Origin of the sequence: Neorhizobium sp. T25_27 (assembly GCF_002968565.1) — a bacterium.
Lineage (GTDB): Bacteria > Pseudomonadota > Alphaproteobacteria > Rhizobiales > Rhizobiaceae > Neorhizobium > Neorhizobium tomejilense.
On sequence record NZ_PVBJ01000001.1, the window covers coordinates 282,103 to 299,104 of the forward strand.

The following is a 17,002-nucleotide window of genomic DNA, read 5'->3' on the forward strand; positions in this document are numbered from 1 at the left end:
AGGAGCGCCCGGCGGCCGAAGGCCCGCCCGGCATAAGAGCTCCTCTCACGAACATTCAAGACCGAGCCACCAAAGACCGCTAAAGGTCCGCATCGACGACGGCCAATTCCCCAGACGGGTGCCGAGCGACGCGTGAAGCGAGAAGAGACGACGACAATGGACGCCAAGACCCATTCCCCGAAATCCGGCCATAAATCCGGGATGCCCGACGCGGCTGTGAAATACCGCGCTTACCCGCCCATCAACATTTCCGACCGCACCTGGCCCACGAAAACCATCACCAAGGCGCCGATCTGGTGTTCGGTCGATCTGCGCGACGGCAACCAGTCTCTGGTCAACCCGATGGGCCATGACCGCAAGGCCCGCATGTTCCGCATGCTGCTCGACATGGGCTTCAAGGAAATCGAGATCGGTTTCCCGTCCGCCTCGCAAACCGATTTCGACTTCGCCCGCTGGTGCGTGGAAGAGGGCGGCGTGCCGGAAGACGTGTCCATGCAGGTCCTGGTCCAGTGCCGGCCGGAGCTGATCACCCGCACCTTCGAATCTCTGGAGGGCGCCCACAAGCCGATCATCCACTTCTACAACTCGACCTCCGAGCTGCAGCGCCGCGTGGTGTTCGCCAAGGACGTCGCCGGTATCAAGCAGATCGCGGTGGACGCGGCCAAGATGATCACCGACATGGCAGCGAAGGCGGGTGGCGGTTTTCGTTTCCAGTATTCGCCGGAAAGCTTCACCGGCACCGAGCTGGAAGTGGCGCTGGAAATCTGCAATGCGGTCACCGAGGTGATCAGGCCGACCGCCGAGGACAAGTTGATCCTCAACCTGCCCTCGACGGTGGAGATGGCGACCCCGAACATCTATGCGGACCAGATCGAATGGATGTGCCGCAATCTCGACAACCGCGAAAACATCATCATCTCGCTGCATCCGCATAACGACCGCGGCACCGGTATCGCTGCGACCGAGCTCGGCCTGATGGCGGGTGCGGACCGTGTCGAAGGCACGCTGTTCGGCAATGGCGAGCGCACCGGCAATGTCGACGTGGTGACGCTGGCCTTGAACATGTACACGCAGGGCGTCGATCCGGAACTGGATTGCTCCGATATCGAGCGGATCAAGGCGGTCTACGAATATTCCAACCAGATGGTCATTCCCGAACGGCATCCTTATGTCGGCGAACTGGTCTACACGGCTTTTTCCGGCTCGCACCAGGATGCGATCAACAAGGGCATGAAGGCGATCAAAGTCGCCAATCACCCGGTCTGGGAAGTGCCATACCTGCCGATCGACCCGCGCGATGTCGGCCGTTCCTACGAGGCGATCATCCGCATCAACTCGCAGTCGGGCAAGGGCGGCATCGCCTATATCCTCTCCGAGGATTACGGCCTGAATCTGCCGCGTAACCTGCAGGTGGAGTTCCGCGAGGAGATCCAGCGGATCACCGACGAAGAGGGCGTGGAGCTTCCTGCCAAGCGCATCTATGAAAGCTTCATCGAGCGCTATGTCGAGCAGCCCGGCGGACGGCTGAAGTTCGTCGATCACCACACCTTTCCGGCCGGGGTCGATCACAAGGGCGTTCGCTTCGTCGCAGCGGAGATCACCGACGGTGGCGAGACGAAGCGTATCGAAGGCACGGGCACGGGACCGATCGACGGCTTCATCAACGCGCTGTCGACCTATCTGGGCATAGAACTTTCGGTCGCCGACTATTCCGAACATTCGCTGCAGCACGGCTCGAACGCGTCCGCCATCGCCTATGTGGAGATGGAGCACCCGAACGGAAAACTGTTCGGCGCCGGCATCAACAAGAACATCGTTGCGGCCTCGCTCGAGGCAATCGTCTCGGCGGCGAACCGGGTGATCGAGGGGCGCTGAGGAAGGTCGGGGCTGTAAAAATTGCGGAGGGCCGCTCGACTATCTGGGCGGCCTCTTGATTGTCGCAGGAAGTTTAGAACTGGACTTGTTTTTGCTCGCCTGACGTGCAATTTGCCCATAGTGTGGCGGGGGCATCAGACGTAAGTGCCGGGAACCAAAGCACGCATAGTACGCGAATTAATTTGTCATCACGTCTATTCGGCTGATTTTATGAATAGGTTATGGCCATGAGTGATGATGAAGCGTCATATCTCAAAAGAATCTCGATTCTCGATATTCCAGAGTTTTTTTATTTACGAATTTTATTCCGAAAAATACTCATATGTTCATTTTTCATTTTTTTCATCTTAGGTATTTTTATTGGTTTTTTCCGCTTTGATCATTCTTTCTGCGATGTGTTTTTGAGTTCTGCCGGTTCAAGTATAAATTCATTATTGATACTTGAACCGGAAGCAGAGTTGTTGCGCTGCAGATTGATTTTGTCATTATATACATTTCCGGCCGTTTCGCTTACAATTTCGTTCTTATTTTTTATTTTGATTGTGCGCCATCTTTTTATTTTTACTCAAGTCGAGAGCGGAAGTTATAAATTCCAGAATTTCATCAGGGAAAGCTTTTCGATTGTAATTTTCTCTTTAGCCTTCTTATTGGCGATATATTGGCATCCGCAGCAAGGGCGATATGGAGGCTCGGGTGAGGTTTTGCTTGGCGGCGCTTTTATCATCGTCTTTGCGTCATTCGCTTGGTATATTTTTTGCGCTGCATTTCTTGCTTTGATGATACTTACAGCAACATACTTCGGGCAATTTCGAGAAAATAGATCTTGAACATTATTGACGGCCGTACGGCGGTAGTGCAGCCATTTTCGCTGACAGCTGCATCCACGTTTTTGTCATTACTTTTAACTTTACTGCGGTTCACCGCTCATAACTCGCTTGAATCTAAGGTGCGCTTAGGCAGCGAGGCGTTTCCATATGTCGTAGCCTAAATCAGCCCCGCCGCCTTGGCCGCGATATCATCCAGATCGGCCGCAGACGACGGGCCGACGATCATGTAGGTGGCCAGCGGCGTGACCCAGGAGACGAGGCCGGTGTCGTTGCGGATTTCCTCGATCGAGCGGTTGCCCTCGGGCCGGGTCTTGGTGAAGGAAATGGCGATCACGTCGCCGTCTCCTTCGCCGTCGGTCCGGCGGTAGAGAAGCTGGCCGACTGGCCCGCCGCCGGCGGCAAACAGGCGGGCGCCCTGGAAGGTCAGGCCGCTGTCGCTGAGATCGGGGATCCGAAAGCCGACGCCGGTATTGGTGGTCAGCCATTCGAGGATATCGGCGGGCCTGTCGGCCGGGATTTCAGCAAGGTGATTGGTCTGGCGCGCATAGAGCCGGTAATGGGCGATGATATCGTCCAGCCAGTCGCGGCTGCTGGTGCTGGGCATGGAGATCATCGAAAACTGCGGCACCGCGGGATTGCCGCCGATCATATAGCCGATGCCGCCGCCGAACACGAAAAACAGGGCGCAGGCAGCCACTGCCTGCAGGCCGGACGGCTTGAAGGAAAGCGTCGGGCGCGGCCCCTGCGGCAGGCGTACGGCCCGGCGCGGAAGCGGCGCATTCTTGATGGTGCGCACCAGATCGAGCGGCACCGGCTCCTTCAGCATGTCGTCAAATGTGCGCCTTCCGAGATCGGCGCCGCGCTTCAGCGCGTCGTGCAGGGACCGGGCCTGCGGGTCGTTGACCAGCAGTTCCTCGACGTCATGCTTGTCGTCGTCGCTGGTCCGGCCATCGATATAGGCGGAAAGCCGCAGTTCGAGCGGCGAGGGCTGGGGGATGTTCATCCTCACGCTCTCCGCTCGCTCGTTTCGGCGGCCGCCGCCGCCAGGCTGAGACGTGCGGTGCAAAGGCGGGCGGCAAAGAGATCCGGCTGGATGCCGAGAATGGCTGCCGCCTCCGCATAGGCGAAACCTTCCACATCGGCGAGCAGGAAAACGCTCGCCAGCCCGTCCGGCAGACAGGCGAGGGCGTCCTTCTTCGACGGGCGGGAACTTCCGGCCGTGGAAGCGTCGTCTGCGGCATGGATATCGGCGCGACGGCGCTTCTTGGCTTCGTCCAGGAAAGTGCTGCGGATCATGCTGAAAAGCCAGCTTTCCAGCCGGCCTTCGCCCTTCCAGTGATGGCTTTTCTGGATCGCCCGGCCTGCCGCTCCACGCACCAGATCATCGGCCTCGGCAGCGCTTCCCGTCAGCGTCAGCGCGAAACGGCGCAGGCGCGGCAGAAGCGCTACGAGATCGCGCCGGATGTCGGTCGATGGGCTTGGCTGGGTCATGTATAGGAGCGGCTTACCTGTGATCTACTTCAATAACCGGAACGAACTCATAGCTATGACGGGATTGTGGCGATTCCGCAACAATCGCGCCATTGATTCTACAACATTCTCGCGACTTGCGGAATCGACATCGTTGCTGGCTCCTCGCCGTAGAGAAGCCGGCTGTTGTCGAGCGCAACGCCGTCGCCCCGTTCCGTGAGGCCATAACGGTCGCAAAGAAGGTTCCAGGCACCGGGTTCGCCGGAGAGCGTGAAGAGGTTGTAGGCGGCGCGCGGCTTGTGTCCGCCAGGCCCCTGGGACGCCGACGCGATGCCGACCACCGGCACGTTGCCGGTATGGCTTCGCAGCCAGTAGAGCGTGTTGAGATGCGTATGCCCATGCAGCACCAGTTCTGCGCCACCGGTGGAGATCGCCGCTGCGAACCGGCGGATGCCGAGCATGCGCTTGTGCGAGGAGGCGGCACCGCGGATTGGCGGATGGTGGATCAGCACCACCCGGAAGAGGCCTTCGTCTCCCGCTTTCTTCAACAGGTTGACCGTCTCGCGGGCTTGGCGCGAGCCGAAATATCCTGAGGCCGAAAAGGGCAGGGTGGCATTGGAGGTCGAGCAGCCGATGATGGCGATCGGACCCCGACAGCGCAGGGTCGGAAAGATGTGGTCGTCTTCGGGCCATTCGGCGGGGTCGTCGTCGCTCTTGATGAACGGATACCATTCGTTGACCGACTTGTCGTGCGCGCCCGGCACATAGGCATCGTGGTTGCCGGGCACGAAAGTCGTATCATAGGGGTCGCCGATGGTGCGCAGCCACTCGCCGGCAAGCCGCGTCTCGATCTTGGTCGCCAGGTTGACGAGGTCGCCGGTGATGACGAGCTGGTCCGGTTCGCGCGTCTTCAAATCGCTCAAGAGCAGGTCGAGCGTGTTGACGAAAAGGTGCTTGCGCCGATTGCGGTGCCAGTTCACAAAACCGGTGATCCGCTTCGAGAAAAGCTCGCGAAGCGTCAGGTTTGGAAGCGGCCCCAGATGGATGTCGGAAATATGCGCGAATTTGAACATGGCGCACACATAACGCATGAGTGCAGAAATCGTTATCGATTTTCTGGGCGCTCCCGGAGTTATGAATGAGTGGCGAAGGGGTGCCGGAAATCCGCAACGGGCGGACCCGGGTCGTCGTCTGGCTGCTGCACCGTGTCTTCATGCTGACGCGCGGCATGACGCTCGGGGTGCGCGCCGCCTGCTTCGACGCTGAGGGCCGCATCTTCCTCGTGCGTCATACCTATGTGCCCGGCTGGTACATGCCGGGCGGCGGCGTCGAGCGCGGGGAGACGTCGCTTGAGGCGCTGCGCAAGGAGTTGCGCGAGGAGGGCAATCTGGAGATTGTCGGGGAGGTTGCGCTTTTCCACACCTACTACAATCGCAATGCCAGCAAACGCGACCATGTGCTGTTCTATCGGGTGACGGTGGAGCAGTCGAAGCCGCGTGCGCCGGACCGGGAGATCGCCGAGAGCGGGTTCTTCTCGCTCGATGCGCTGCCGGAGGAGACGACCGCCGCGACGCTGCGGCGGTTGCGGGAGTTGAAGGGCGAGGTTGAGCGGGCGGATTACTGGTGAGGGCAGATGCGTCTCGATCAAGCCACCCGCTTCAGCTTCTCCCGCCCATGCGGCGCGTCGAGGTCCATCAGCGGGCCGACGGGGACGATGCCGGTCGGGTTGATGGTCTTGTGGCTCCCATAATAGTGGTGCTTGATGTGGAACAGGTTGCAGGTCTCGGCGATGCCGGGTTGCTGATAGAGATCAGCGAGATAGCCGGAAAGGTTCGGGTAGTCCGCTATGCGGCGGATGTTGCACTTGAAGTGGCCGACATAGACCGGATCGAAGCGCAGCAGCGTGGTGAACAGGCGCCAGTCCGCCTCGGTCGTGGTGTCGCCGAACAGGTAGCGGCTGCCTGACAGGCGCTTTTCCAGAATGTCGAGGGTTTCGAACAGGCGGGTGACGGCGGCTTCGTAGGCGTCCTGGGCGGTTGCGAAACCGGCCTTGTAGACGCCGTTGTTGACCGTGTCGTAGACGAGCGCGTTCAGTTCATCGATCTCGCCGCGCTGCGCCTGCGGGTAAAAATCCGTCGTCGAGCCGGTCAGGTCGTCGAAGGCGCTGTTGAACATGCGGATGATCTCGGAACTCTCGTTCGAGACGATGGTGTTCTCAAGCTTGTCCCAGAGGACGGGCACGGTGACGCGGCCGGAATAGTCGGGATCGGCCTTCAGGTAGACCTGGTAGAGATAGTCCGAGCCGAACAGGTCGTCGCCGGTAGCGCCGTCACGTTTCCGGAACTCCCAGCCGTTCTCCAGCATCAGGTAATCGACGACCGAGACCGAGACCAGGTCCTCGAGCTTCTTCAGCTTGCGGAAGATCAGGGTGCGGTGCGCCCAGGGGCAGGCATAGGAAACATAGAGATGGTAGCGCCCGGCTTCGGCCTTGAAACCTTGCCTGCCGGAGGGACCGGCGGAACCGTCCGCGGTCACCCAGTTGCGGAACTGCGATTCGGCCCGCTTGAAATGGCCCTTGTTTTCCGTGGTATCGTACCAGACGTCCTGCCATCTTCCTTCGACGAGCCTGCCCATGGTTATCTCCTTGGATTTTCCTTGAGGTGATAGATACGGCACCGGCTGCCGAATACGAGGCAGGATTTTATGAACGGTGTGTTTTTGCGTTGGACGCGGGAAATTTTTCCTGCTAATTCGCTTTCCGGATTTTAAGGATACTTTCCTCCATGACCGAAGTGCGGACACTGCGACGACGCTGATCATCGACCACGACGCTTGAACAGGCGTCATCGAGATCCCTTGTCCTGTCCGCTCTCAATCTACGGCTTCGGTCCTTCATGTCTCAGCACAACGCCCTCTATAAGCACGAACTCGTTTATCTCACGGAAGATGCATCCCATGATGAGGTCATCGAACTCATCAACGCGGAAGCCTTCGGCCCCGGGCGCCATACCCGCGCCGCCGCCCGCATCCGCGAGCAGGGGCCGCATGACCGGACACTTTCCTTCGTCTGTGCAGATGACGGCGAAACGATCGCTTCGGTCAGGATGACGCCGGTCCATGCGGGTTCGGTGAAGGGCCATCTGCTCGGGCCGCTTGCGGTGCGGCCGTCGCACAAGAACCAGGGCATCGGCCGGGAACTGGTGCGGATTGCCATCGAAGCGGCGAGGCGCCAGGGTTCCGAAGCGGTCATCCTCGTCGGCGATCCGCCTTATTACGGCCCGCTCGGATTCGAGAAGGTTGCCTATGGCGCGCTGGAATTTCCGGGACCTGTCGATCCCGGCCGGGTTCTGGTCGTGCCGATCGCAGCCGACGTGCATGCGCGGCTCAAGGGCGTCATCGGCTGGCGCGAATAGGCCATTTCCTTTAAGCAGATGATGGATCGGTCGGCGAAAGCCGGCCGTACGATTCGTCGAAGCGAGGGACCGGGCGCATGACAGCAATCACCATGGACGAGGCGCTCGATCGCGCCGGAGCGGGGACCTATCAGCGACGGCTGATGGGTGTTTTCGGCCTCGTCTGGACGGCCGATGCGATGCAGGTGCTGGCGGTCGGTTTCACCGCCGCCTCCATCGCTGCAACTTTCGGGCTGACCGTACCGCAGGCGCTGCAGACCGGCACGGCCTTCTTCTTCGGCATGCTGCTCGGCGCGCTTGGTTTCGGCAGGCTCGCCGACCGGATCGGCCGTCGCCGGGTGCTGATCATCACGGTTGGCTGCGACGCGCTGTTCGGCACGCTCTCCATCTTTGCCCCGGATTTCACCATCCTGCTTCTGCTGCGCTTCCTGACCGGCGCTGCCGTCGGCGGCACGCTGCCGGTCGATTATGCGATGATGGCGGAGTTCCTGCCTGCCAGGAACCGCGGCCGCTGGCTGGTCCTGCTCGAAGGCTTCTGGGCGGTCGGGACGCTGATCGTGGCGCTCGCCGCCTGGGCCGCAAGCCTTGCCGGCGTCGCTGATGCCTGGCGCTACATCTTTGCGGTTACCGCCATTCCGGCGATTGCCGGCATCGGCCTGCGTTTCCTGGTGCCGGAATCGCCGCTCTACCTGATGCGCTCGGGCCGCAATGACGAGGCGAGGGCAATCGTCGACCGGATGCTCGTCGTCAACGGTCGTCCGCCGCTCGGGGCTGGCACCAGCCTGGTCCCGCCGCCGCCGGTCAAGGCGACCGGCCTCTTCTCGGGCGAGTTGCGCCAGCGCAGCATCATGATCCTGGCGATCTGGTTCCTTGTCTCGGTCTCCTATTACGGCGTCTTTACCTGGATGCCGGCGAGGCTCGCCGGCGAGGGCTTCGGTTTCGTGCGCGGCTACGGCTTTCTGGTACTGGTCGCACTGGCTCAGCTTCCAGGATATGCGCTTGCTGCCTATGGTGTGGAAAAATGGGGCCGCAAGCCGACGCTGATCGGCTTCTGCCTGCTCTCGGCGCTCGGCTGCCTGATGTTTGTCGTCGCGCCGAGTGCCCTCCTGGTCGGGGCTGCGCTGCTGATCATGAGCTTTGCGCTGCTCGGCACCTGGGGTGCGCTCTACGCCTACACGCCGGAACTCTACCCGACCGCGTCGCGGGCGACCGGCATGGGGGCAGCCGGCGCCATGGCGCGTCTCGGCGGCCTGCTGGCGCCGTCGCTGGTCGGTTATGTCGTGGTTCAGGGGCTTGGCCTGACGATCGGCATCTTTGCCGGCCTGCTGGTGATCGCGGCGATTGCCGCGACGATGATCAATGCGGAAACGCGGCAGGTCTCTCTCGCCTGAGCTAGAACCGTTTTTGCAGCCACGTCACCGAATGGCCTCCTTCGAGGCCCTTCAGCGTGCCGATCTCTGTGTAACCCTGCTTCAGATAAAGCTTGAGTGCTGCCGGGTTCATCGTGTCGATATAGGCGCCGATCGCGCCGCGGGCGCGGGCTTCGGCTTCCGCCATGTCGAGCATGCGGGCGGCAAGGCCGCGGCCGCGCAGTTCGTCCGGGATGTAGAGCATCGAAACATAGAGCCAGCCGCGGCCGGTATAGCCGGTCAGCCCGCCGACGAGGTTGCCGTCGTCGTCATGCAGCGGCACCGCCAGCTCGCGGCGGTTGGTGGGGCCGAACGTCGCTGCATTGTGGGTCATCAGCCGTTCGAGGATGAAATCCTCCTCGTCGGCCGTCATGCCTTCGATGATTTTCAGGTCGATATCCATGCGGCTATTCTCGTCTCCATGTTCGGAGCGCAGGGATAACCTACAGAGCTTTCCTGAGGAAGGTGCGGGTGCGGCCCTTCGGAAATTCCGGCAGTTCCCCGAAGATTTCGTAGCCCTGGCGCATATAGGCCTTGCGGGCGACCGGGCTGAACGTGTCGATCCAGGCGCCGTGACATCCGCGGGCGCGGGCTTCCTGTTCGGCTTGGCTCAGCAGCTTGCCGGCCATGCCTTCACCCCGCAATGTTTCCGGGATGAACAGCCATTGGGTGAAGAGCCAGCCCCAGGCCGTATAGCCGGAAAGCCCGCCGATAACCTTTCCATCGATATCGCGGATCAGGATGGCGAGAGCTTGACGTTCCGAGGAGCCGACATCGGCTTCGTTGAAGGCCGTCAGTCCCTCGCTGATGGCAGCCAAGTCCTCCGGCAGAGGCGAGGCAGTCATATCAAGCTGCGTCATCCCTCAGCGACCCTCGCGCCACCACATCGCCGCGACCGCGAAGAGCAGGGCGGAGAGGCCGGCGAAACCGGCAAACAGCGGCAGCGTGTTGATGCCGCGCAGCACCGTCTCGTCGGTCAGGCGGATGATCATGCGGTTGGGATCGTTGACGCGCACTTCGCCGCGCACCGGCAGGATGTCCGGCAGCGAGATGCCGTTGCCCGAGGCGACGCGGGTGACGAGCCCGCGGGTCTTGTCGGCATAGGGTTTCAAGGTGGCCTCGGTCGAGATCATCGCCTTGAATTCCGGCGCATCCACCGTGCCGACATGCACAAGCGTCGAGAACTGGCCGTTGGTGACTTCGAACAGGCCGGTCTCTTCCATGCGGCGCTCCAGCCGGTACTGGCCGGGACCGGCTGAAGTCATCGGCATGGTCTCGGTGCGGCCGGACGGATATTTGATCGTCGCGGGGCCTGGGTCGTCGCCGATCGTCTGCCGGGTTGCTTCGAGCGTGCGGCCGACGGCGCGGGCGGTCAGCGCCTCTTCCTCCAGTTCCGGTTCCTTCATCAGCCAATGGGCGATGCGGCGATAGAGCGAGACGTGCGGGCCGCCGCCTTCGAAACCGCGGGCCCAGAGCCAGCCCTGGTCTGAGAGCAGCATGGCGACGCGGCCTTCGCCCTGCCGGTTGAGGACGAGAAGCGGGCGGTCGCCGTCGCCTTCCATGACGGTCTGGCCTTGCGGCGTATCGACGTCGATGGTGCGGAACCAGCGTCCCCAGGTCGGCGGGTTGGCATTGGAGCCGTCGAGCCCGCGGGTCACGGGATGCTTTTCGCCCTCCGGCGACAGATGCGGAAAAAAGGCGGCGCTGTGGACTTCGCCGGTCGGTGCGGCCGGCAGCACCTGTTCAAGCGGCGTCGAGGCGATCGAATCCTCGCCGGCATGTTCGGGGCCGGCAGCGATCAGCAGCGCTCCGCCATTGTTCACGTACTGGGCGATGTAATCGTAATAGAGGATCGGCAGCACGCCGCGGTGCTTGTAGCGGTCGAAGATGATCAGGTCGAAATCCTTGATCTTCTCGACGAACAGTTCGCGGGTCGGGAAGGCGATCAGCGAGAGTTCGTTGATCGGCGTGCCGTCCTGTTTTTCCGGCGGGCGCAGGATGGTGAAGTGCACGAGGTCGACCGATGCATCGGACTTCAACAGGTTGCGCCAGGCGCGCTCGCCGGCATGCGGTTCGCCGGAGACGAGCAGGACGCGAAGGTTCTGGCGGATGCCGTCGATGACGTGGACGGCGCGGTTGTTGGCGGTCGTCACCTCGCCCGGAAGTTCGGCAACGGAAAATTCCATGACATTGTTGCCGCCGCGCGGAACGGTGAAGGAGAAGGGCGTCTCCTGGCCGGGCGTGGCGCGCAGCGTCGCGGTCTGCTGGCCGTTCATGCGCACCGTCACCTGTGCCGGTCCGCCGCCGGTGCGGCCGTCGTCGAAGACCCGCAGCGTCAGTTCCTGTTCCTCGCCGACGATGCCGAAACGGGGCGCGCGGACCACTTCGACGCGGCGGTCGAACTCGTCGGGCTTGCCGGTGATCAGGCCGTGGACGGGGGCGTTGAAGCCGAGGTCCTGGTTGATGCCGGGCAGGTCGTGGATCTGGCCGTCGGTCAGGAAGACCGCACCGCCGATACGGGCCGGCGGTACGTCGGAAATGGCGGAACGAAGGGCAGTGAACAGCTTTGTCGACGGCGTGTCGGATTCGCCGTCGTCATCGACCTCGACAATGCGCGTCTCGATGCGCGGGTAGCGGGAGAACCGGTCCTGCAGGCTCGCGAGTGCCTCGTCGGTCTGCTGCTTGCGCTGGGCGGTATCCTGGCTCTGCGAGCGGTCGACGATGATCGGCACCACGGTCGAAAGCTGGTCGCGGTCTTCCTGCAGCAACGTCGGGTTGGCGAGCGCCAGGAGCAGGGCCGCGAGCGCCAGCGTGCGCAGGGTAGCGCCGCGGATGCCGCGCCAGAAGGCAAGGCCTCCCAGGATCAGCGCGAAGACGCCGAGGGCTGCGAGGATCGGCCAGGGGAAGAAGGGGGCGAACTCGATGGTCATGAGGATTTCCCTCTATTGGCCGGGGAAATTGCGGTCACCCCCTCATCCGATCCTTCGGACCACCTTCTCCCCGCTGGGGAGAAGAGGGAGTTTGCCGCGACGGCGCCGCTCCTCCTCTCCCCTTGGGGAGAGGGTCGCCGAGCGTAGCGGAGGCGGGGTGAGGGGGAACGCGCCATACGCTGATTTTCCCTCACTGCCCAAGCCGCTCAAGCAGAGCCGGGACGTGCACCTGGTCGGCCTTGTAGTTGCCGGTCAGCATGTACATCATGATGTTGACGCCGGAGCGATAGGCATATTCGCGCTGCATCTCGTCCGGGGGGACGGTGGGAAGAACAGGCCCGCCCTGGCTGTCGACTGCCCAGGCGCCGGCAAAATCGTTGCCGGTGATCAGCAGCGGCGTCACGCCGTCGCCTGTGGAGGAGAGCTGCGCGCCGGTGTTCTTGGCTTCCTGCCGCGCCTCGACCCAAAGCGGGCTGCCGGTATAGCGGCCGGGGAAATTGGTGAGCAGGTAGAACGAACGGGTCAGCACATGGTCGGCCGGCGTCGGCTCCAGCGGCGGGATGTCGATATTGGCGAGGATCGCCTGCAGCCGTTCGCCATTCGGCGTGGTGCCGCCGCCGTCAAGCGACGAATACTGGTCGCGCGTGTCGAAGAGCACCGTGCCGCCGTTGCGCATATAGGCGTCGATCCGGGAGATCGCCGCCTGGCTGGGCATCGGTGCCGTGGCGGAGATCGGCCAGTAGATGATCGGATAGAATGCGAGTTCGTCCTTGGTGATGTCGAGACCGACCGGGGCGCCGGGTTCCAGCGTCGTGCGGTAGGTGAGGAATTGGCTGAGACCTTCAAGACCCTGTTCGGAAATGCTGTCGACGTCCCGCTCGCCGGTCACGACGTAGGCGAGGTGGGTCGTATCCAGCCGTTCGAGGATCTGCTCGTCACCGGGCTTGGCTCCGGCACCGGGCGGCATCTCCTGCGCTTGCAACGGGCTTGGGACGAAGGCGAAGAGGCCGAAGGCGACGGCGGCGATGACCGCCGCGGCACTGCCGGCGGTGCGGCGACGGGTAGGCACGCGGGAGAAGGCGCCGTTCATGAAGAGCACCACAAGGCTGTCGAGGATCAGCATCGCCAGAGCGGCTGCAAAAAGGGCGGGACGCAGCGACACGGCTTCGCCGCCGGCGAGGCCTTCGCGCACCAGCGGCCGGCCTGCCGTGGTCGGATCGAAGCGGGCAATGACCGTCTTCGGCGCCAGCAGGTTGACGGCGGTGAAGCCGTCCTCGGTGCCGTAAAGGCCGGGCGGGTGGTCGAAGCTTGCGACCGGCACCTGGTTGGCGGCAATCGCGATCGGTCGGGCCGTTCCGGTTTCCGTGGTGAGGACGCCGTCGGCGGTGAGCAGCCGGTAGGGAGCCAGCGTCGCCGCGGTCCCCTCTGCTCCCGAGCCGGACGAAGCGGCACCGCCGGCACGGGCGAGCTGCACCAGGCGGCGGAGCATTGCGACGAAATTGCCCGACAGCGGCAGGTTCGACCAGGTCGCTTCGGCGCTCGTGTGGAAGAGTACGATGCGGCCGGCCTCGACTTCCTTTTCGGTGACGAGCGGCGTTCCGTCGGCAAGGCTTGCCCAGGTGCGTTCGGCAAGATCCGGCGTCGGTTCGGCGAGAACCTGGCGGGTGACGGTGATGTCGGCGGCGCGCGGCAAGCCGGCGAAGGGGCCGAAGCCCGGGAAGTCGGCAAGCGACTGCGGCTCCGACCAGGACATGGCACCGCCGAGCGCGCGTTCGCCCTGGCGCAGGATGACCGGCACCAGCGGATCGTCGGCGGGGGCGGCGGCAAGGCGCGGCCCAGCAAAACGGATCAGCGTGCCCCCTTGAGCGATCCATCGCTGCAGCGGCGCATAGGATTCGGAGGGCAGGCGGCCGACATCGGCGAGGATGATGGCGGACGGATTGCCCTGCAGGATCTGCGGGATGGCGACCGAAAGATCGGCGGTGTTCGGCTGGATGACGTCCGCATAGGGCAGGAGCGCGCGGCTGATGTAATAGAGCGGCTGCAGGAGCGGCTGGAAATCACTGCCGCTTTCGCCGGCGAGAAGCGCGATGCGACGGCGCTTGAAGCCATCGTCGAGCAGGTGTGCGGCGCCGGCCGTGGCAAGCCCGTCGATGTTGAGGCGGGCAAAATCGTTGCGCAGTTCGAACGGCGAGGCGATCTCGGCGGTGGCGGTCGCGGCACCCGCATCGAAGCGCAGCGTGCCGGAGGCGAGCGCGCGCCCTTGGCCGTCCAGCGCGTTGACGTTCATCTGCTGCGCCGATGCGGTCGAGAGGCGCGTCGCGGTTACCGACATGGCAGCGGCGTTGTTGACCGCGTCGGTCAGCGCCACGGCGCTTTGGCCGTCGCCTTCGATCAGGCGCATTTCGGCGGGTGAGAGGGCTGCGAGCGTCGACATGGCTTCGTTGTCGCCGGCCGCCGCCATGCCGTCCGAAAGGATGGCGAGCGTGCCGGGCCGGGCGCCGTTCATGGCTTCTCTCACCGCCTGGGCGGCGCGGGCGCGATCCGGAACCAGCGGCTTGGGGCTTGCGGCCGTCAGCTTGTCGCGGGCAGCGGCTGCCGTGCCGGGCACGGCCTCATGGCCGGCATCGGCTGTGAAGGTGATCGACACCGGCACGTCGGCGCTTTCGGCGTCATCGATCAGGAGGTTGGCGGTCTGGACGCGGCGCTCCCAGTCGGCCGCGGTCGCCCAGCCATTGTCGACGACGACAACCAGCGGGCCGCCGGCATTCAGGGAGCTGGCGCGCGGGTTCATGACCGGATCGGCGATCGCCAGGATCACGGCGGCGGCCAGCAGCATGCGCAGCAGCGTCAGCCACCAGGGGCTCTTCGAGGGCGTTTCCTCACGCTTCAGGACCGTTGCCAGGATCCGGAGCGGCGGGAAGACTTCCGCCTTCGGGCGTGGCGGGGTGAGCCGCAGCAGCCACCAGATGACCGGCAGCGCGATCAGGCCGAAGAGAATGGCGGGATTTGCGAAGATGAGCGCGCTCATGACCTGCCTCCGCCCGGCTTTTGTGCCGGCAAGCCCGACAGATAACCATGCACGGCGACCAGCGCCTCGGAGGCGAGATGATCGGTCCGGTGGAAGACAAAACTCCAGCCGAGGCGCCGCAGCGATTCACCCAGCGCATCGCGGCGGGCGAAATAGGCGCGCTGGTAATCCTCGCGGATCATCTCGGCGCGGCCGGAGACGAGCTTTTCGCCGGTTTCGGGATCGGTAAATTCGGTGCGGCCGGTATAGGGGAAAGTCTCCTCTGCCGGATCGGCGATCTCGACCACGTGGCCACGCAGGCCGCGGCGTCCGAGCGGGGCGATGCGTTCCATCACCCGGTCGGCGTCGTCGAGGAAATCGCCGATCAGCACGATGTCGCTGTGACCGCGGATCATCGCGGTGTCCGGCAGGCCGGTGGTCAGCGGCGCGTGCATGATCGAGGCGGCAAGCCGTTCGGCGGCGTTGCGGGACGATACCGGCTCCATGATGCCGGGGCAGCCGATCCGCTCGCCGGACCGGGCAAGGATTTCGGCCAGCGCCAGCATCAGCACCAGCGCGCGGCTTTCCTTCGAGGCAATGGCAAGCGTCGATTTGTACATCATCGACGGCGACATGTCGGCCCAGAGCCAGACGGTGTGGGCGGCTTCCCATTCGCGTTCGCGGACATAGGTATGGTCGTCGCGGGCGGAGCGGCGCCAATCGATGCGAGACAGGCTTTCACCTTCGGCATATGGCCGGAACTGCCAGAAATTCTCGCCGATGCCGCGCTTGCGGCGGCCATGCCAGCCGGCGATCACCGTGTTGGCGATGCGTTTGGCTTCCACCATGCAGTCCGGCACAAGCGTCGCGCGGGCCTGGGCTCGGGAGAGGAGTTCGCTACTCGGTGTCTGCTCTACGATCTGGCCAATGGTGGATGCCACGCAGGTTCCTTTCTAGCCGGCGGACTTAGCCGCGGGCCTGCTTCACCAGACCGGCGATGACGTCGCGTACCGACATGCCTTCGGCGCGCGCCGCAAATGTCAGCGCCATGCGGTGCTCCAGCACCGGTTCGGCAAGCGCATAGACGTCGTCCAGCGACGGGGCGAGACGGCCTTCGTAGAGGGCGCGGGCACGGGCCGTCAGCATCAGCGACTGGCCGGCGCGCGGGCCGGGACCCCAGGCGACATGCTTGTCGGTATGGGCATTGCCATGGCCCGGGCGGGCGGAGCGCACCAGCGACAGGATCGCATCGACCACCTTGTCGCTGACCGGCATCTGGCGGATCAGCATCTGGATTTCCTGAAGGCGGGCAGCGTCGATGACGCCACGGGACTTGGATTCCGAAAGGCCGGTGGTTTCGAGCAGGATCTGCCGCTCGGCGGCGAGTTCCGGATACAGCACGTCGACCTGCAGCAGGAAGCGGTCGAGCTGCGCTTCCGGCAGCGGGTAGGTGCCTTCCTGCTCCAGCGGGTTCTGGGTCGCGAGCACGTGGAAGGGCGCGGGCAGATCATAACGCTGGCCGGCGACCGTGATATGGTATTCCTGCATGGACTGCAGCAGCGCCGACTGGGTGCGCGGCGAGGCGCGGTTGATTTCGTCGGCCATCAGGAGCTGGGCGAAGACCGGGCCCTTGATGAAGCGGAAGGAGCGGCGGCCGGCATCGTCCGTATCCATCACTTCCGAGCCGAGAATGTCGGAGGGCATCAGGTCGGGGGTGAACTGGATGCGGTTGGCGCCGAGACCGAGCACGGTGCCGAGCGTGGTGACGAGCTTGGTCTTGGCAAGGCCGGGGACGCCGACGAGCAGCGCGTGGCCACCGGACAGGACGGCCAGCAGGGTGTTCTCGACCACCTTTTCCTGACCGAAGATCACCTTGGCGACTTCGGTGCGGATGGCGGCGATGTCGGAAAGGGCCATTTCGGCGGCGGCGATGATGGCTTTCTCATCGAGGACGGTATCGGTGGAATTCATCAGGCCCATGTCGTTCTCCATCATCCAAAACTGGCTGGCATCCAGAACCGGCAGGCACTCAGAAACCGACTGGCTTTCCAAGGCCGGGCTCTTCATA

At 63.6% G+C, this 17,002-nt stretch carries 15 protein-coding genes; 5 read left to right on the top strand and 10 right to left on the bottom strand.

What is annotated here, in order from left to right; genetic code table 11:
- Positions 1-156 precede the first annotated feature (156 nt).
- Together leuA and C5J24_RS01480 are read left to right on the top strand one after the other, a co-directional pair.
- A complete protein-coding gene (leuA, locus tag C5J24_RS01475; RefSeq protein ID WP_105415070.1) occupies positions 157-1,875 on the top strand; it encodes a 2-isopropylmalate synthase in 1,719 nt (572 codons plus the stop codon).
- A 227-nt stretch (positions 1,876-2,102) separates the two neighbouring features.
- The gene (locus C5J24_RS01480) at positions 2,103-2,702 is read left to right on the top strand and encodes a hypothetical protein (protein ID WP_172723810.1); all 600 of its coding nucleotides are present in this window, start codon (positions 2,103-2,105) and stop codon (positions 2,700-2,702) included.
- Positions 2,703-2,859: 157 nt separating this feature from the next.
- Here the strand turns inward: C5J24_RS01480 and C5J24_RS01485 are convergent, their stop codons facing one another.
- The 3 genes from C5J24_RS01485 to C5J24_RS01495 form a co-directional block, all read right to left on the bottom strand.
- Positions 2,860-3,705: an anti-sigma factor gene (locus C5J24_RS01485; protein ID WP_105415074.1), complete on the bottom strand. Its 846-nt coding sequence runs from the start codon at positions 3,703-3,705 to the stop codon at positions 2,860-2,862.
- A 2-nt stretch (positions 3,706-3,707) separates the two neighbouring features.
- Positions 3,708-4,193, bottom strand: coding sequence for an RNA polymerase sigma factor (locus C5J24_RS01490; RefSeq protein WP_105415076.1), 486 nt, complete (start codon positions 4,191-4,193; stop codon positions 3,708-3,710).
- A gap of 98 nt (positions 4,194-4,291) precedes the next feature.
- A complete protein-coding gene (locus C5J24_RS01495; RefSeq protein WP_105415078.1) occupies positions 4,292-5,245 on the bottom strand; it encodes a metallophosphoesterase in 954 nt (317 codons plus the stop codon).
- Positions 5,246-5,310: 65 nt separating this feature from the next.
- Here C5J24_RS01495 and C5J24_RS01500 point away from each other — a divergent pair, with 65 nt between their 5' ends.
- Positions 5,311-5,799 (top strand): NUDIX domain-containing protein, encoded by a 489-nt coding sequence (locus C5J24_RS01500; protein ID WP_105415080.1) that lies wholly within the window; start codon positions 5,311-5,313, stop codon positions 5,797-5,799.
- Between the two features lie 17 nt (positions 5,800-5,816).
- Here C5J24_RS01500 and C5J24_RS01505 read toward each other — a convergent pair whose 3' ends face one another.
- Positions 5,817-6,806, bottom strand: a complete 990-nt coding sequence (locus C5J24_RS01505; RefSeq protein WP_105415082.1) for a glutathione S-transferase family protein — start codon at positions 6,804-6,806, stop codon at positions 5,817-5,819.
- Between the two features lie 260 nt (positions 6,807-7,066).
- On the opposite strand from C5J24_RS01505, the gene C5J24_RS01510 reads away from it, so the two are divergent.
- Together C5J24_RS01510 and C5J24_RS01515 are read left to right on the top strand one after the other, a co-directional pair.
- A complete protein-coding gene (locus tag C5J24_RS01510) occupies positions 7,067-7,585 on the top strand; it encodes a GNAT family N-acetyltransferase (RefSeq protein ID WP_105415084.1) in 519 nt (172 codons plus the stop codon).
- 77 nt (positions 7,586-7,662) lie between these two features.
- Entirely contained in the window at positions 7,663-8,976 is a 1,314-nt protein-coding gene (locus C5J24_RS01515) for an MFS transporter (protein ID WP_105415086.1), read from the top strand.
- 1 nt (position 8,977) lies between these two features.
- Here C5J24_RS01515 and C5J24_RS01520 read toward each other — a convergent pair whose 3' ends face one another.
- From C5J24_RS01520 to C5J24_RS01545, 6 genes are all read right to left on the bottom strand, one after another.
- A complete protein-coding gene (locus tag C5J24_RS01520; protein ID WP_105415087.1) occupies positions 8,978-9,397 on the bottom strand; it encodes a GNAT family N-acetyltransferase in 420 nt (139 codons plus the stop codon).
- 40 nt (positions 9,398-9,437) lie between these two features.
- Entirely contained in the window at positions 9,438-9,854 is a 417-nt protein-coding gene (locus C5J24_RS01525) for a GNAT family N-acetyltransferase (protein ID WP_105415089.1), read from the bottom strand.
- Between the two features lie 3 nt (positions 9,855-9,857).
- Positions 9,858-11,924 carry a hypothetical protein gene (locus tag C5J24_RS01530; RefSeq protein WP_105415091.1) on the bottom strand — a complete coding sequence of 689 codons (2,067 nt, stop codon included), beginning with the start codon at positions 11,922-11,924 and terminating at the stop codon, positions 9,858-9,860.
- Positions 11,925-12,114: 190 nt separating this feature from the next.
- Positions 12,115-14,955, bottom strand: coding sequence for a DUF4159 domain-containing protein (locus tag C5J24_RS01535; protein ID WP_105415093.1), 2,841 nt, complete (start codon positions 14,953-14,955; stop codon positions 12,115-12,117).
- On the bottom strand, positions 14,952-15,875 hold the full coding sequence (locus C5J24_RS01540; RefSeq protein WP_105400489.1) for a DUF58 domain-containing protein: 924 nt from the start codon (positions 15,873-15,875) through the stop codon (positions 14,952-14,954). The genes C5J24_RS01535 and C5J24_RS01540 overlap by 4 nt, the downstream gene beginning before the upstream one ends.
- Before the next feature lie 25 nt (positions 15,876-15,900).
- On the bottom strand, positions 15,901-16,914 hold the full coding sequence (locus tag C5J24_RS01545) for a MoxR family ATPase (RefSeq protein WP_046631167.1): 1,014 nt from the start codon (positions 16,912-16,914) through the stop codon (positions 15,901-15,903).
- Between the last annotated feature and the right edge of the window lie 88 nt (positions 16,915-17,002).

What these genes read in the sequence shown, in the direction of transcription:
- leuA (WP_105415070.1), top strand. Translation starts at nt 157, where the DNA reads ATGGACGCCAAGACCCATTCCCCGAAATCCGGCCATAAATCCGGGATG.
- C5J24_RS01480 (WP_172723810.1), top strand. Translation starts at nt 2,103, where the DNA reads ATGAGTGATGATGAAGCGTCATATCTCAAAAGAATCTCGATTCTCGAT.
- C5J24_RS01485 (WP_105415074.1), bottom strand. Translation starts at nt 3,705, where the DNA reads ATGAACATCCCCCAGCCCTCGCCGCTCGAACTGCGGCTTTCCGCCTAT.
- C5J24_RS01490 (WP_105415076.1), bottom strand. Translation starts at nt 4,193, where the DNA reads ATGACCCAGCCAAGCCCATCGACCGACATCCGGCGCGATCTCGTAGCG.
- C5J24_RS01495 (WP_105415078.1), bottom strand. Translation starts at nt 5,245, where the DNA reads ATGTTCAAATTCGCGCATATTTCCGACATCCATCTGGGGCCGCTTCCA.
- C5J24_RS01500 (WP_105415080.1), top strand. Translation starts at nt 5,311, where the DNA reads ATGAGTGGCGAAGGGGTGCCGGAAATCCGCAACGGGCGGACCCGGGTC.
- C5J24_RS01505 (WP_105415082.1), bottom strand. Translation starts at nt 6,806, where the DNA reads ATGGGCAGGCTCGTCGAAGGAAGATGGCAGGACGTCTGGTACGATACC.
- C5J24_RS01510 (WP_105415084.1), top strand. Translation starts at nt 7,067, where the DNA reads ATGTCTCAGCACAACGCCCTCTATAAGCACGAACTCGTTTATCTCACG.
- C5J24_RS01515 (WP_105415086.1), top strand. Translation starts at nt 7,663, where the DNA reads ATGACAGCAATCACCATGGACGAGGCGCTCGATCGCGCCGGAGCGGGG.
- C5J24_RS01520 (WP_105415087.1), bottom strand. Translation starts at nt 9,397, where the DNA reads ATGGATATCGACCTGAAAATCATCGAAGGCATGACGGCCGACGAGGAG.
- C5J24_RS01525 (WP_105415089.1), bottom strand. Translation starts at nt 9,854, where the DNA reads ATGACGCAGCTTGATATGACTGCCTCGCCTCTGCCGGAGGACTTGGCT.
- C5J24_RS01530 (WP_105415091.1), bottom strand. Translation starts at nt 11,924, where the DNA reads ATGACCATCGAGTTCGCCCCCTTCTTCCCCTGGCCGATCCTCGCAGCC.
- C5J24_RS01535 (WP_105415093.1), bottom strand. Translation starts at nt 14,955, where the DNA reads ATGAGCGCGCTCATCTTCGCAAATCCCGCCATTCTCTTCGGCCTGATC.
- C5J24_RS01545 (WP_046631167.1), bottom strand. Translation starts at nt 16,914, where the DNA reads ATGGGCCTGATGAATTCCACCGATACCGTCCTCGATGAGAAAGCCATC.